Annotated in this window: 14 protein-coding genes; 3 read left to right on the top strand and 11 right to left on the bottom strand. The window is 45.9% G+C overall.

The genetic code is table 11. From position 1 onward, the window contains the following. Positions 1–251 precede the first annotated feature (251 nt). Both DR864_RS23875 and DR864_RS23870 read left to right on the top strand, forming a co-directional pair. Positions 252–3,449, top strand: coding sequence for a S41 family peptidase (locus DR864_RS23875; protein ID WP_114069318.1), 3,198 nt, complete (start codon positions 252–254; stop codon positions 3,447–3,449). A 120-nt stretch (positions 3,450–3,569) separates the two neighbouring features. Further along, positions 3,570–4,082 (top strand): DUF4494 domain-containing protein, encoded by a 513-nt coding sequence (locus tag DR864_RS23870; RefSeq protein ID WP_114069317.1) that lies wholly within the window; start codon positions 3,570–3,572, stop codon positions 4,080–4,082. Positions 4,083–4,125: 43 nt separating this feature from the next. On the opposite strand, the gene DR864_RS23865 is transcribed toward DR864_RS23870, so the two are convergent. The 6 genes from DR864_RS23865 to DR864_RS23840 form a co-directional block, all read right to left on the bottom strand. Further along, entirely contained in the window at positions 4,126–4,950 is an 825-nt protein-coding gene (locus tag DR864_RS23865) for a toxin-antitoxin system YwqK family antitoxin (RefSeq protein WP_114069316.1), read from the bottom strand. A 91-nt stretch (positions 4,951–5,041) separates the two neighbouring features. Continuing rightward, entirely contained in the window at positions 5,042–6,073 is a 1,032-nt protein-coding gene (locus DR864_RS23860; protein ID WP_114069315.1) for an oxygenase MpaB family protein, read from the bottom strand. Between the two features lie 99 nt (positions 6,074–6,172). Then, positions 6,173–7,168: a mevalonate kinase family protein gene (locus DR864_RS23855; RefSeq protein ID WP_114070457.1), complete on the bottom strand. Its 996-nt coding sequence runs from the start codon at positions 7,166–7,168 to the stop codon at positions 6,173–6,175. Positions 7,169–7,276: 108 nt separating this feature from the next. Next, positions 7,277–9,592, bottom strand: a complete 2,316-nt coding sequence (locus DR864_RS23850) for a TonB family protein (RefSeq protein ID WP_114069314.1) — start codon at positions 9,590–9,592, stop codon at positions 7,277–7,279. Positions 9,593–9,635: 43 nt separating this feature from the next. Beyond that, on the bottom strand, positions 9,636–9,992 hold the full coding sequence (locus DR864_RS23845) for a BlaI/MecI/CopY family transcriptional regulator (protein ID WP_114069313.1): 357 nt from the start codon (positions 9,990–9,992) through the stop codon (positions 9,636–9,638). Positions 9,993–10,237: 245 nt separating this feature from the next. Then, the gene (locus DR864_RS23840; protein WP_114070456.1) at positions 10,238–10,687 is read right to left on the bottom strand and encodes a RidA family protein; all 450 of its coding nucleotides are present in this window, start codon (positions 10,685–10,687) and stop codon (positions 10,238–10,240) included. Positions 10,688–10,778: 91 nt separating this feature from the next. On the opposite strand from DR864_RS23840, the gene DR864_RS23835 reads away from it, so the two are divergent. Then, the gene (locus tag DR864_RS23835; protein WP_114069312.1) at positions 10,779–11,078 is read left to right on the top strand and encodes an SCP2 sterol-binding domain-containing protein; all 300 of its coding nucleotides are present in this window, start codon (positions 10,779–10,781) and stop codon (positions 11,076–11,078) included. Positions 11,079–11,144: 66 nt separating this feature from the next. On the opposite strand, the gene DR864_RS23830 is transcribed toward DR864_RS23835, so the two are convergent. The 5 genes from DR864_RS23830 to ispG all read right to left on the bottom strand — a co-directional run bounded on the left by DR864_RS23830 (position 11,145) and on the right by ispG (position 14,809). Then, on the bottom strand, positions 11,145–11,324 hold the full coding sequence (locus DR864_RS23830) for a BF3379 family histone-like protein (protein ID WP_114070455.1): 180 nt from the start codon (positions 11,322–11,324) through the stop codon (positions 11,145–11,147). A gap of 267 nt (positions 11,325–11,591) precedes the next feature. Then, positions 11,592–12,155 carry a DinB family protein gene (locus tag DR864_RS23825; RefSeq protein WP_114069311.1) on the bottom strand — a complete coding sequence of 188 codons (564 nt, stop codon included), beginning with the start codon at positions 12,153–12,155 and terminating at the stop codon, positions 11,592–11,594. Between the two features lie 37 nt (positions 12,156–12,192). Then, a complete protein-coding gene (locus tag DR864_RS23820) occupies positions 12,193–12,543 on the bottom strand; it encodes an MmcQ/YjbR family DNA-binding protein (protein WP_114069310.1) in 351 nt (116 codons plus the stop codon). Beyond that, on the bottom strand, positions 12,540–12,728 hold the full coding sequence (locus tag DR864_RS23815) for a DUF6728 family protein (protein WP_114069309.1): 189 nt from the start codon (positions 12,726–12,728) through the stop codon (positions 12,540–12,542). The genes DR864_RS23820 and DR864_RS23815 overlap by 4 nt, the downstream gene beginning before the upstream one ends. Positions 12,729–12,802: 74 nt before the next feature. Next, positions 12,803–14,809 (bottom strand): (E)-4-hydroxy-3-methylbut-2-enyl-diphosphate synthase, encoded by a 2,007-nt coding sequence (gene ispG / locus DR864_RS23810; RefSeq protein WP_114069308.1) that lies wholly within the window; start codon positions 14,807–14,809, stop codon positions 12,803–12,805. Positions 14,810–14,897: the final 88 nt, after the last annotated feature.

Raw genomic sequence — 14,897 nt, 5'->3', positions numbered from 1 at the left:
CTCTATTTTCTGCACATTTGACCTATTTTTCATTTTATTTGCCCCAAAAAGACTGCTCAACTACAGCTTTGTTTTGTACTATTTGGTTTGTCGTTCATCAAAAGTAAAATCATTGTCCAACTATAAGGGCTCCGAACCACCAAGATGCGACGAACTGGCATAAATTGCATTCCAAAACTGGAAAGCGATTACGCATTAATTCCCTATTTTTGGCAAAACAACCCTTTCACGTAATAATCACTTACTAAGCCATGTTAAAACCTCTTTTTAGCGTACCCATTTTTGCAGCCATTTACGCTTTCATCCCTCTGCTTTCTGTAGCCCAATCAGAAGTTCATTTTGCCACCCATCCCACCCTCAGCCCTGATGCTAGTACGGTGGTCTTCGCGTATGAATCTGACCTCTGGAAAACCGACTTAGGAACAGGACTCACCACCCGTATTACGGCCATGCAGGGCAGCGAATCGCGCCCGCGTATTTCACCCGACGGCAAATGGCTAGCGTTTAGCGGTACCGAAAACGGCAACAGCGACGTCTATCTTATGCCCATCCAAGGAGGCACTATCCAACAACTCACCCATCACAGTACCTACGACTTGGTGGAAGCGTGGTCGTGGGATTCACAAACCATTTATTTTGAGTCAGGCCCGCAAAACGGAGGAACTACGTTTGCGGTTTCAATCAAGGGAGGCACGCCCCGCCGTCTGTTCAAACATTATTTCAACCGCACCCACAACATCGCCGAAAGCCCAACGGGAGAGTTGTTTTTCAATGACACGTGGGAAAGCGACGACCAAGCTATGCGCAAAGGCTACAAGGGCGACTTCAACCCTGACATTCAATCGTACAACCCCAAAACCAACACTTACAAAAAATACACGGATTATCGGGGCAAGGATATGTGGGCCACCATTGACCGCAATGCAAATATCTTTTTTGTCTCAGATGAAGCCAACGGTGAGTACAATCTTTACACCTTTCTCAACGGTCAAAAAACGGCTCTGACGTCCTTTAAAGAATCCATCAAACGCCCACAAGTAAGCGCCGACGGCCGTAAAGTAGTGTTTGAAAAAGATTACCAGCCCTGGATTTACGACGTAGCCACCAAAACCAGTGCACCCGTCAAGCTCAACATTGTCCGCAATTTTACGCTTTCCAAAGGCCAAGACTTTAAAGTGAATGGCAATATTTCAGCATTTGACATTGCCCCTGACAACAAGAAACTGGCCTTTGTCGCCCGTGGCGAACTGTTTGTTTCCGACCTAGAAGGTAAATTTGTGAAGCAACTCAAAACCACCCCCAACGAGCGGGTGCTGGAAGTAAAATGGCTCGCCGACACCATGACCCTGTTGATTGGCCAAACGGTCGGTGGTTATCAAAATTGGTTTACGATGCGTGCCGACGGCAAAGGTGTGCTTACCCAACTCACCAACGAGACTCAAACCAATCGCCAAATTTCGCTCAATAAAGACCGCACGCTGGGCGTCTACCTCAGCGGCCGCAATGAAGTCCGCACGATTGACCTCAAAACGAAGGAAAGTAAAACCGTTGTCAAAGATGAATTATGGGGTTTTTACAATGATTCGCCCCGCTTTTCGCCCAACAGCGAGTATGTGATGTTTACGGCTTTTCGCAATTTTGAAAAAGATATTTTTCTGCATCATTTGAAGAAAAATGAAACCGTCAACTTGACCAATACAGGCATTTCTGAAAGCGAACCGGTGTGGTCGCCCGATAGCAAATACATCTATTTTTCGTCTGACAGGCTCAATCCGAACTATCCTTTTGGGCCGCGTAAACAAAAGGTGTATAGACTGGCCCTGACCAAACTGGATGACCCGTACCGTTTGGAGAAATTTGAGGAGTTGTTTAAGCCCGAAGAAAAAAAGAAAGACACCGAACCAGAAAAGAAAGTTGACGATAAGAAAAAGAAAAAAGGCCAAAAAGACGACAAGCCCAAAGCGGAAAAACCCAAAAAAGAGGAGAAACCCATCGAGATTGATTTGACGGATATATGGGAGCGCATGGAACAGGTGGGACCGTCGTACGGCCAACAAGGTACGCCTGCCGTGATTCAGAAAGACGCCAAAACCTACGTGTACTATGTATCTGACCATCAGGAAGGAAACAACAAACTTTGGCGCAGCGTTTATGAGCCTTTTCAGAAAACCAAAACCGAAAAAGCCGACGATGCCGATGAGTATGAGTTGGTTCAGACAGGCGACAAATACTACATTTTAACCTCTGGAAAAATCAAGAAATTCAACTACGAAACCAATAAAGCCGACGAAATCGAAATCAATCATACCTTCCGTCGTAGCTTGGAAGAGGAGTTTCGTCAGATGTACTACGAGGCGTGGGCGGGGGTTGAAGAGAATTTTTATAACGAAACTTTCCACGGAGCCGACTGGAAAGTTTTGCGGGACCGCTACGCTAAATTCTTGCCGTTTCTCAACCGACGCGAAGATTTCAGAACGCTATTTAACGACATGCTCGGCGAACTGAACGCGTCGCATTTGGGCTTTTATTCAAACGGAAAAGAAGAGGACGTTTTTTACAAATCGCAAACGATGGAGTCGGGCGTACTGTTTGACACGCAACGTCCTTACGTGGTGGAACGCGTGGTAAAACGCAGCGCCGCCGACAAACATGGTAAAAAAATCCTGCCCGGTGATGTGCTGACGCACGTGAACGGGCTGGCCGTTGATACGCTTCAAAACCGCGATTTTTATTTTACCAAACCCTCCAACGATACCGAGCTGGAACTGAGTTTTCGCCGCAAGGGTGTCGATACAGCTTACACTGTGCGAGTACATCCGCAAGGTTCACTTTCGGGAAATCTGTATGACGAATGGATGGATTGGAATCAAAAATACGTGGACGATAAGTCAAAAAACCGCATTGCGTACGTCCACATGAAAGACATGGGCTTGGGACAATACGACAGGTTTGTGCAAGATATGACCCGCGATTGGTACAAAAAAGACGCTTTGATTTTGGATTTACGCTACAATACAGGTGGCAATGTTCATGATTTGGTCCTAAACTTCTTAGCCCAAAAGCCTTATTTGCAGTGGAAATACCGCGAAGGGGCACTTACGCCACAGCCCAATTTTGGCGTGGCGGCCAAGCCGATTGTACTGTTAATCAACGAACAATCGCTATCTGACGCCGAAATGACCGCGACGGGCTTTAAGGCGCTCAAACTCGGCAAAATCATTGGCACAGAAACCTACCGCTGGATTATTTTTACTTCGGGCAAAGGCCTGGTCGATGGCTCTTTTTATCGCCTACCCGCGTGGGGCTGCTACACGTTAGATGGCAAAAACATTGAAAAAGAAGGCACTGCACCCGATATTTACGTGAAGCAAACCTTCACCGACCGCCTTACCGACAAAGACCCCCAACTCGACAAAGCCATCGAAGAGATTTTGAAAGACCTCAAATAGAAATTCCATTATCTTTGGAACCCTGTTTTGAAAAACGAAAATTTGGGGATTGTATGAAAAGGCTCTAGGCCTGCCCATACAGTTGGATGGTTCAACATATCAAATCATAACTAATACAATATGCCAAGCTGGTACTTAGGAAAAATTAAATATCAACAGGAACAGGAAAACGGAGCGCTCAAATCCATCTCAGAAGCGTATTTGGTTGATGCAGTTTCGTACACCGACGCCGAGGCGCGCCTGTACGGCATCGTGGCCGACAATACCCCCGACTTTCAAATCAGCAGCCTCACCCGCATGAAGCTGTCGGATGTGTTTCACTTTGAAGATGAAGGCGGCGAAAAATGGTTTAAATGCAAAACGTTTTACGTTTCTATCGACGACAGCAAAGGCGCTGCTAACGTTAAAGAGAAGAAAATTGTGAGTTTTATGCTCGTCAATGCCGACAGCCCTAAGCAAGCCATCGAGCGCATTGAAAAAAGCCTCGCAACCATGCTCATTCCTTACGAAATCACCGACGTAAACCTGACGCCGATTCTGGAAGTATATCCCTACTCTCCCGAAGACGACGCGCAGAAAGTTCCCGCTGGCTTCCGCCCCTTAGCAGAAGTACTGGCAGAACAGCAAGGTTAGCCATCAGAAAAACAGAAAAGGGGCGCTGAGAAGTGCCCCTTCTTTATTGCCTCCGCCGCGTCGTTGGGAAGGGCGGCGGCGTAGTGGGGGGCGTGGGGATTTGTTTTTTGGTTTGTGCCATATTTCCCATGTTGGTCGCTAAGTTGGTGAGGTACACATTTCCTGAGCGAAACATCAAGTTGACGGCATACAGCCTATCTGAAGGTACTCCGTCAAAATGGGCGGGAATCCAACGGGGCATGTCCTTGATGATGTCCGCCAATTGTTGAAGCGTTACAAAAGAACTATTTTTGAAAGTATGGAGCGTAGCCACGCTGTCGGCTTGCACAAGCAACACAAACGAATAAAATTCCGTGGCCGTTGGCGAAATATCCTTCAGTTTTTTTCGAAGATACCCCTGCAAGGCATACTCTCCTCCCCGAAACATCGGCTCTCCCGAAAACTCATAAAACTCAACCTCATTTCCGTCCAAATCATAGCAATGCTTGTCTTTACGCATCCCGTTGCGGTACCATTCGCGGCGCTTGATGCTGCCGTCGGGATAATACACCTTGAACTCCCCAAACTTCTCGTTGTTTTTATAATCAGCAATCCAGTATAAATCCCCGTTGGGATAAAAACCTTTGGAAAACCCCTGACGAATCCCCTCCTTGTAATCCTTGAAATTGGTTTCGGTAAGCAGCAGACCTGATTTATCGTAAATCCGAAGCGTAGCAAAGCGCTTTTTTTTATCGTAAAAAGTCACCTCTTCGTCGTGGGTAGAAAAGCTTTTACGCTGTACGGTGGTGGCCACGGTATCCGCTAAAAAGGCGTTGGCCTCTCCTGCCAGGAGCCAACAGAACCCTAAACAAATGATGAAGATTTTCATAGCCTTAAACGTTTACTTACGCTAAAAAAAGCAGTATAAACAACAAATTCCCCACTAAAGTAATACAAATTTCATAAAAATCAGGGCTTGTTTATCGGCCATATTTTTCAAAAACAGGAGAAGACGCACGCGGCTGACGAAACAACTTCTGAAAAATGGGAACCTGTGCCGTAAACTTGATAATCCCTTCTTCCAAAGGTACTTGTGGGATAGCCAACAAATCTGCCACCTCTTTTCCCAACAAAAACCGCATCTGCGCCAATGGAAAATTTTGCATGGCGGGCTGAGGCGCCTGTTGTTGGAGTACCTTGGTCAGCGCTTTGGTGAGGCCGATGCCTGCCTCCGAAGCCTTAAACTGTCGGAGAAAAATAGCGCGGTCTAAATGAAATGCTTCGCGTAGATTAAGGGGCAAAAGGGGTTCTTGCACGCCCAACAATGCCCCTACCACGCTCCAAAAGTGAAGAAAATGAGCTTCATCGACTTCGTCGGTGGTGATTCCCAACTTGCGAAGCCCCCGGATGACAATGTATGAAAATGCAAGGTTCGTTCCTGCCATATCTTCCTGATTGATAGGCACTCCCCAGTCGGGGTTCCATTGTTCGGCGTGTTTGGTAAAATACCGAATGACGGCGTGCATCAGGCGAATTTTAAGAATTCGAACGCCGTTGCGGCCGTTGCGCCAATCGCGTTCTTGCATGATGCCGTATACAAATTCACCCGTTTCTTCCAAACGCTTGAAGGTATCATTTTTGATGCGCTGCGACAGCCAAAGCACCTGCGCTCCGTCGGCGGCGGCGTAGCAGTAAGGCAGTGAATAGCACCCCAATATCAACGCTATTTGCTCGTTATATTTCCAAAAAAACGCCATTCCCTTGTCCATTTTGGCCAAATCGGCAAAGGCAGGAAGGCGGTTGTGTAAGGCAAAAAAAGACTGAACAAAAGTGGGTTGTTCCGCAATAGAGAGAAGGTCGGGAGTTCCCAAAAAACGCATAAATTCAGCCAACCGCGCTCTACCACCGTCAGCGGCGAGTTGTTCCACGACGGCATCAGCGTCAGCATCTCCCAGTTGACGATACGGAGTCAGTAAGTTATTATCAAAAATTCGGGTGGAAAGTATCGGCATCGCGAGTCAAAATATAGTCAGGAAATAGTTATAGAACTATTACATTGTGGTATCACCTCCAAACGCAAAGCATCTAACAACTCCTACCTATTTAACGACTCAAACAATAAAAGGTTTGATGACGCGGGCGTTTTGTTTTTTGAGTTCTACAAACAACCGATTGAGCATTTCTTCGTCGCGATAAATCCCAATAATCGAGCCTCCCGAACCCGTAAAAGAAGCCGAAGCTCCGCAATTACGGGCGGTTTCAATCATGGCCCGGTTGCGGTCGGTGATGGTCATAATCTCGGCGCGGTAGTCCAGGTTTTGATTGACGAGTTCGTTCAAACGGTCGTAGTTTTGCGCTTTAATTACCCCACGGCCTTCTTCGGCTACGCCTGCGATATTTTGCAGCGTCCCCACCACGTGAGGCTCCCCTTGCTCCCACCGTTGGCGAATATTATTTAACACTTTTCCCGAAACTTTGCTCAGGTCTGTTTTGTAGGCAATGTATAGTTTTGGCAGCAAGCGCGGATCAATGGGCTCGTAGTAGCCGTAGCCCTGTTTTTCAATCAGTTCGCGCGAAAAATCCATGTAAACGCAGCCTTCGTAGCATTGAATGACGCGGTCTTGCAAACCCGCCGTAATGCCCAATTCTTCCACTTCGGCTTTCAACGCCAATGTGGGCAATACGGGAAGTGGAATTTCTACTTTATAAAACTGCATCAACGCCCGTAAGGTAGCTACCACAATGGCACTCGACCCAGCCAAACCCACCTGACGCGGAATGGTGGTTCGGTAACGAATGGTAAAATTTTGGTTGGGCAGTCGAATCGCTTCGCTTTCGCAATACTCCACAAATTTCTTGATGGCCGCCTTTACCAACGGAATCCCCCCGTGATAGCCCAAAGTGCTGATTGTATCGCGTAAATGGTATATATTTTTAAACACATTGGAATCCTGCGTTTGCGGCTCAATCTCCAACTCGGGCGATTCGTGCAGCGTAATGGAAGCGCCAAAATTGCGAACCGAAATAGAAATGGTTTTGCCATAATACCCATCAGAGGGGTTTCCTAAAAGCCCTGCACGGGCATAAGCACGGGTTTCAATCATTATTGTGTATTTGTCGCGTATTGTCGCGCTGTAAGCGCCTATTATCACCGCAAAATAACAACAAAAAAGCGAAGGCAGTGCCTCCGCTTCTGTACTAATTTGCTGTGTGGGCTAGTTTTTCTTTGTTGTTATCTCAATAACGCCTCTTTTTCCTTTGTCACCGTATTTTTTAATAGCCTCTTCTCCCTTCAATACATTCATATTTTGAATGCTGTCAGGGCTCAATTTTTGAATTTGATCTTTTTCCATCTCCTTCCCATCCAAGAGCCATAGCGCATTTTCAGGCATATTTTTTTCTACTACCTCTTTTCTAACAGCAGTAGCCTTTTTCGTAGTGATTCGCACCACGCCATGCATTGCCATAGAGCCATAAATTTTCGTAGCTGACTCATCTTTCAAAACCTCAATACTTTCAATATCTTCTGGACTCCACCTTCCATCTAAATCACCTTCTACCCGAATCCCATCTACCAAAATAAGTGGTTTATTCCCATTCACTTTTATCGAAGGGTTATAGCGATAAAGGCTCCCTCCTCCAGTAGCAGGATTTGTAGTGTTTATCTTGACGGAAGGCTCTTTTTTCTCCAACACAAATGAAACAGGCACACTACACTTTGCATCGACGGGCTGCCCATCTTTTAAAGCAGGATTCCAACGGGGCATTTTTGAAATTAATCTTATGGCCTCGGCATCGGCCCCAAAACCAATCCCTTTGTCTATCACAATGTCTTTGATAGCTCCTTCTTTAGTAACCGTAAAACTCACCAACACAATTCCTTCCACGTTCGCTCTAGCGGCAGCTGTGGGGTATTTCAGATTGGTGGAGAAATATTGGCTCAACGCTGGAGTCCCCCCCGGAAATTCAGGATTTTTGTCACCATTGGATAACGTGGCCGCTTTTTTCTCCAATACAAACGCAATTGGCAAGTTATACTGAACCGCTACGGCTTTGCCGTTTTGTTTACCAGGGTTCCATTTAGGCATATTTAGCGTTACCCGCAGGGCTTCCTCGTCGCAACCAAAACCGATACCTTTCACGATTCTGGGGTCACGAATATCTCCGTCTTTGCCCACCACAAACTGCACAAACACTTTCCCCTGCACATTGGCGCGTTGAGCTGAGGCAGGATACTTGATAGCGCGTCCTAAATACCTGCCCAATTCACTCATTCCGCCCGGAAACTCTGGATTTTGCTCTACTACCGTAAAAACCTCACCATTCTTTGTCAGTTTTGACTTCTCCTCTGCTGATACTACTTCACCCTTTGAGGGTTCAGCCCCATACGCCACCACTACTACTTCATTTAATTCTTTAGGTTCAAGTTGCATTATTACGTTTTGCTCGCTTTTCGTAACGTCCAGCACCTGCGTTTTGTAACCAACAAACGAAAACACCAATTGCTTTCCACGCATTACATTAATCAGATAATTACCTTCCAAATCAGTAGTTGTGCCTCGTTGGGTATTTGCCACAATAACCACTACCCCTGGCAAGCCTTTGCCATCTTGGGTCGTTATGCGGCCTTTTACGGTGAGTTCTTCGGCCATTACCTGCTCATTATCGGGCACTTCCGATTCTGCCCGCCGGGCGGCTACAAGCACTACTAAACCGATAATAAGAGGAACGGCGAGCAAATAGCGACCCAATACCCAGCGCGAACTACGATTTTTTGTCAACATGGAGATTCTGTTTTTAAGTTGAGTGGCGTCAAAAAAATTATTGGTTAAAACATTAGGTGAAACCCCAAACGCATATCCTACCAAGGTGTGCGCATACTGCATTCGGTCACCGTTGGTAGCCCGCTCATCGGCAATAAACTCGTGGATTTCTTTGAGCGAGCGTTTGAAAAAAATCAGAATGGGATTGAACCACCAAAACACGTGAACCAATTCCAACCACAACAAATCCAAACTATGCCGCTCCTGAATATGCACCAATTCGTGGCGCAGTACCACATCGCCGTAGGCTTCAGCGTCTTTTTGGCTCACGACCAAGTAATTCAAAAACGAAAACGACGAAATAGACCCATCAGCGGCCCGCACCAGAATGTATTTTCCAGCGCGTTGACGCTCCCCTGCGCGGATAATCTTGAGCACTTGCCACAAGCGGAAGCCCAAACGCCCGAGCATCGCCAACACCCCTAACCCATATACGAGCCACAGCACCTGCTCGGCAGTCATAAAGGGATCTTCTACGGGTTGGTACACCACCGTAGTAGGTTCAAGGCTGATTTGGGTTATCGGCAACGACTCGGGCGCTTTCTCGGTCAATACCACAAAGGGAGCCGCCAAAGCAATCAAAAGGGCTGCTAATAGGTAAAAACGATTGAAGGTGAAATAGGTGTGTTTGCGCAGCAAAAGCCAATACAGGCCATACAAGGCTACCATCCCTGCACTTGCTTTGAAAAGATAAATGAACGATTCCATGATTTTTGAAACGTTTGAAGTTGGCAATTATCGAAACATCTCCCTAGCGTTTTAACATCTTAATGATTTCGTCGGCATCTTGAAGGCTGATGTTTTTGTCCTGCACAAAAAACGACACCAATTCTTTTAATGAACCTTCAAAGTAGTTGTCTACCAGCTTATTAGCTTCGTATGCGCGATAATCTTCCTTGCTGACAATCGGGAAATATTCGTAGGTTTTTCCGCTGATGGCACGGTGGTCGATGAAACCCTTTTGCTCCAAAATACGAATAAACGTAGACACAGTATTGTAGGCAGGTTTGGGCTCGGGCAAGTGTTCAATCACGTCCCAGACTACCCCTTTTTCTAAATCCCACAGGATTTGCATGATTTCCTGTTCGGCTTTGGTGAGTTCTCTCATTGGGTTAAATCGTTGGTTAAAATAATTCTTAAAGTAGGTAACTAACTCCCCAACCGACAACAGTTCAATACCGCGAATTAGGTTGATTGAGTAAAGTGAAACAAAGTAACAACTAAATTTTTAGTTTAACAAGCCAATCAACTAATTCTTTAGTAATAATTTTGCCCAGATTGTTTTATATTCTAGTTGTTCACCCGTCTGACGGTTCGAAAGCGTCAGAAGGGTGAACGACAGCCTCAAAAAAGTTATTTTTTGCGTGGGCCGCGCACGGCGATTACCGCGATTTCAAGCGCTGCTCCACCAGGAAGATTATCAACGCCAACCGTTGCGCGGGCGGGGAAGTTACCGCTGAAATATTTACCGTAAATTTCATTTATTTTGGCAAAGTTGGCGAGGTCTTTTACGTAAATAGTAGTGTTCACAACGTCGTCCATTGAAAGTTTGGCGGCTCCCAATACTGCTTTTATGTTCTCCATGATTTGCGTGGCTTCCGCTTCAAACCCTCCTGCTACCAATTGTCGTGTTTGGGGATTGAGGCCGATTTGGCCCGCTACAAAAACCATTCCGTTGGCTTCAATGGCTTGACTATATGGCCCGATTGGCGCGGGAGCGGCGTCGGTTTTAATAACGGTTTTTTGGGCAAAGGTCAGCGTAGCCATAAAGATGAACAGAAATGTAAAACATTTTTTTTTCATAAAAATTGGAAGTGATATTGTTTGTTGACAAATGAGTAACCTAACTTGCCCCCCAAATTCGTATTTTTCACTCTTAAAAACAACTTTCAGCATGAGCCTTCAATCACTCACTGAACAAATTAAAACCATCGTAGGAACCGACAGCGGCCTGAATGCATCCGTCAAATTTGTCACCGACGAGGGCGTCATTGTCATCGACGCCAAGCAAGTGCCCAACGTGGTAAGCAACGAAGAGGCCCCCGCCGACTGTACGCTGGAAATCTCCACAAGCGATGCCCTCGACATGCTCAGCGGCTCGCTCAACCCAATGATGGCCTACATGAATGGCAAACTCAAAATCGACGGTGATATGGGAGTAGCCATGAAAATAGCCCAAACTTTTGGGGGATAACCCTCAAAAACAAGCGGACCCGACAAATTGTCGAGTCCGCTTATTAATGTCTTTTTTCAGAATTACTTATTCCTTCGTGTTTTTGGAATTCTGCACTTCAGCGCGAATAGCCTGAGCTATATTTTTAAGGTCTTGCATTCCTTTGCGCACACGTGTACCGGCAGCTTGATTACCTTTGTTGTAAAACTTATCAAAGTCTCCTTCAAGGCTCATTACTAGATTTTTGATTTCATCAAATTTGGCCATAGTGATAACAAGTTTTATGGTTATAAAAAGTTTAAAAACGCTCAAATTCGCGTGATTTGGCCGAAATTTAATGATTAAACCATTAAACACAAGTGGTAGCAAAGAAAAAACAATAAAAAAAATGCAATTTTTAATAAAACAAGTACAACGAAAAAGATAATACACTGACAATCAATACATTATCTCTTTGATGCTTTCATTCTTTTTTTTGTCAATTTTTAAAAAAAATGGCCATACAAGCCCAGAAAGGGCATTTTTGAAGTTACACTACGATTTAGGAAAGCCCTCCCGCTGCATAACTCGTAGCGCCTGATTGAGATGACGCTGGTGATGAGCAATCGTGAAAAGCAGTACATCTCCCAACCGAAATTTAAGCAATGAAGTAAAAGGTGAAACCACTTTTGTATTCCAGTCGATGGTATCCGCCTTTTGTAAAACTTTCTCCAAATCTTCGACAATTACTTTATAACGGGTTAATACTTTTTGGGTATCGAGGTGATAAGGCTTGGGTTTAAACATTCCCGGAGCAGGAATCTTACGGGTCGATTTGGGATCAACAAACCCCAGCATCATTCGACCGTTGAAACTCATTTCAAACATCAAAGGCGGTTGAGCATTCCGGGGCGTGTGCTCCACTTTATAATTGAGTTGATTGACGTAGTACTGACTCACCATGTTTAAATGAACAAGGCATTCCAATATTCCCCATTGATCGGGTGCTGGTTTCCATTGAATTTTTGTCTCGGAGAGAGGTTCAAATTCTTGAGTAACCGTTTGTTTAATCTGTTGAAGCTGTTGTAATAAATCCTGACGAGTGGCAATAACATCCATGAGAAAATAATGGTTGAGGGTGAAGGGGGCACTTGTGTTAAACCAGCTGCTCCCTTACCTTACCGGGCAATGATTGTACCACCAAATCGTACGAATGGTCGATCCATTCGCGAAGCACCGCATCTTTGACTGAGCCGTCAATGATGACCGTATTCCAGTGCTTTTTGTTCATGTGATACCCCGGCAGTACACAATCGTGCTCTTCTCGCAATTGAGTTGCTTTTTCAGGGTCACATTTCAGATTGATACTGAACGGCGTACGGTCGAGCGTGGTCAGCGCAAACACTTTCCCCGCAACCTTGTAAGCGATTGTTTCTGGTCCAAAGGGAAGTTCTTCCGTTACTCCTTTTTTAGTAAGGCAATAAGCCTGAAATGATTCTATATTCATCGGCTCAAAAAACGATAAAGCATTACACCTATACAAAACAAAAACATGATGATGGAAATACGGTTAATTCCGTGCATCATGCGGAGCGATGAGGTATTGGGCCGCGACGGGTCTGGCTTCTTAAACACCCGAATGAAGTACCCAAACACTTCACTCATTTGAAAAAATTCGATGAAACGTTTCATAATTAATCAGTAGCTCCCGCCCCCAAAACGGAGTTTAGGTGAAAATTAGCCCCTTTGGGGTTGGGGCTTTGTATTTATAACTCAATCGCCTCTGGCTCAAACCATTTGCCATCTTCTTTGATAATGTTGATGAGCTCATCCACAGCGTTGTTGGCAACCACCGATTTTTTCACTACCTGTTGACCACGGTATAGCGCAATTTTGTCTTTGCCGATGCCCACGTAGCCATAATCGGCATCCGCCATTTCGCCTGGGCCGTTGACAATACAGCCCATAATTCCGATTTTTACGCCTTTCAAATGGTCAGTTCGCTTGCGAATGAGCGCGGTGGTTTCTTGCAAATCAAACAAGGTTCGGCCGCACGATGGGCAGGATATATACTCCGTTTTTGACATTCGAGTACGGCCCGCCTGCAAGATACCAAACGCAATGCTGTTTTGTTGTTTGGCGTATTTCAAACGTTCTTCATTGTCGACTTCGGTCGCATACTGGGCCGAGAGCATGATACCATCCCCAAGGCCATCTACCAGCAGTCCACCGCAATCGGTAGCCGCAAAAAGCGACAATTCGTCCGAATTCTCCGTTGAATAGGTTCGCTGAATCACCACTGGGCAATCAATCCCTTTGTCTATCAAATCAATCATAAACCGACGCAGGGCAGGCATGGCGTGGGCATTATCAGTTTGAAGAAGCAACACCACAGGCTCACCCGCGATTTGTTCATGGGTCAGCTGAATCGCCGCGTCAATTTTGATAAAATTCAGCGTTGTACTTCTTTTCGTTGCCTTTTCAAATTCTGCCAAGGTAAAAAGCGGGAATTGGTGTTCTTGATTACTGGCCGTTTTCCAGACCTCATAATCAACGATTTCTTTCAGGCCCATGGGCAACATAAACGTTGAAGGCCTAGACCCAGTGTAGATAAAATCCACGCCGATGTCATTCATTTTCCACTTGTCGGGCACGGGCAGGTAAAAATGCCCTACGCTGCGCAAATCTTCATATTGGGTCACTTCTATGGCCGAAAGGTCGGCAATGACGCGCGGCACATTCCCGCCGCCAAAGTTAAAAACCTCTTTCGTTTTCCGACGGCTGTACTGAAATGGATGAATGGGCGATGCTGTTATCGGACGAATGGGCGTTGTTTCGGCAGCGCGATTGGTATAACGGCCAATCAATGCCGCCGCTACTGGTGCTTCAAATTCGGGGTCTTCGGTCAACGAAACCCGCACCGTATCTCCCAATCCATCTTCCAACAAAGTCCCGATTCCGACCGCCGATTTGATGCGACCGTCCTCACCTTCTCCCGCTTCGGTTACGCCTAAATGCAGCGGATAAGGCTTCAAACCTTCAGCATCCAAACGATTGACCAACAACCGATATGCTTCTACCATCACGAGCGGGTTGCTGGATTTCATTGACAGTACCACATCGTAATAATTGAATTCTTCACAGATGCGCAGAAATTCTAGCGCCGACTCCACCATTCCCAGTGGCGAGTCACCATAGCGGCTCATGATGCGGTCAGAAAGTGAACCATGGTTGGTTCCAATCCGCATCGCGGTGCCGTATTCTTTACAAATTTTTAGGAGAGGAATAAACTTTTCGCGAATTCGCTCCAACTCGCGTTGGTATTCATCCTCGGTATAATCAATCAGTTCAAAGCGTTTCTTATCGGCATAATTGCCTGGATTGATACGTACTTTTTCCACAATGCGGGCGGCCAATTCGGCGGCATTGGGTGTAAAGTGAATATCGGCAATGAGCGGAACGGTATAACCACGCGCCCGTAATCCTTTGCGAATATTTTCTAAATTCTGGGCTTCTTTTACGCTAGGAGCGGTGATACGCACGTATTCACAACCCGACTCTACCATCCGAATCACCTGTTCGATAGAGCCTTCGGTATTCATGGTGTCCACGGTGGTCATGGATTGCACCCGAATCGGATGCTCAGAGCCCAGCGGGATGTCACCAATTTTGACGGTGATGGTTTTACGACGTATGTATTCCGTCAGCGATTGGCTATAATGATACGACGTAATGGCGTCTTGGAGCGAGACCGTGTCGTTGAGCGTCAGCATGAATCTAATTGCAGTTTAAAATGATGAACAGAAACCAGCCTTTCGGCCCTTTTCATGCCGTAAATTTAGAGATAAAACCCTAAACAAA

It is taken from the genome of Runella rosea, from assembly GCF_003325355.1.
GTDB lineage: Bacteria > Bacteroidota > Bacteroidia > Cytophagales > Spirosomataceae > Runella > Runella rosea.
The sequence above is the reverse complement of the archived record's forward strand: the minus strand, read 5'-3'. Positions and strand labels throughout refer to the sequence as shown.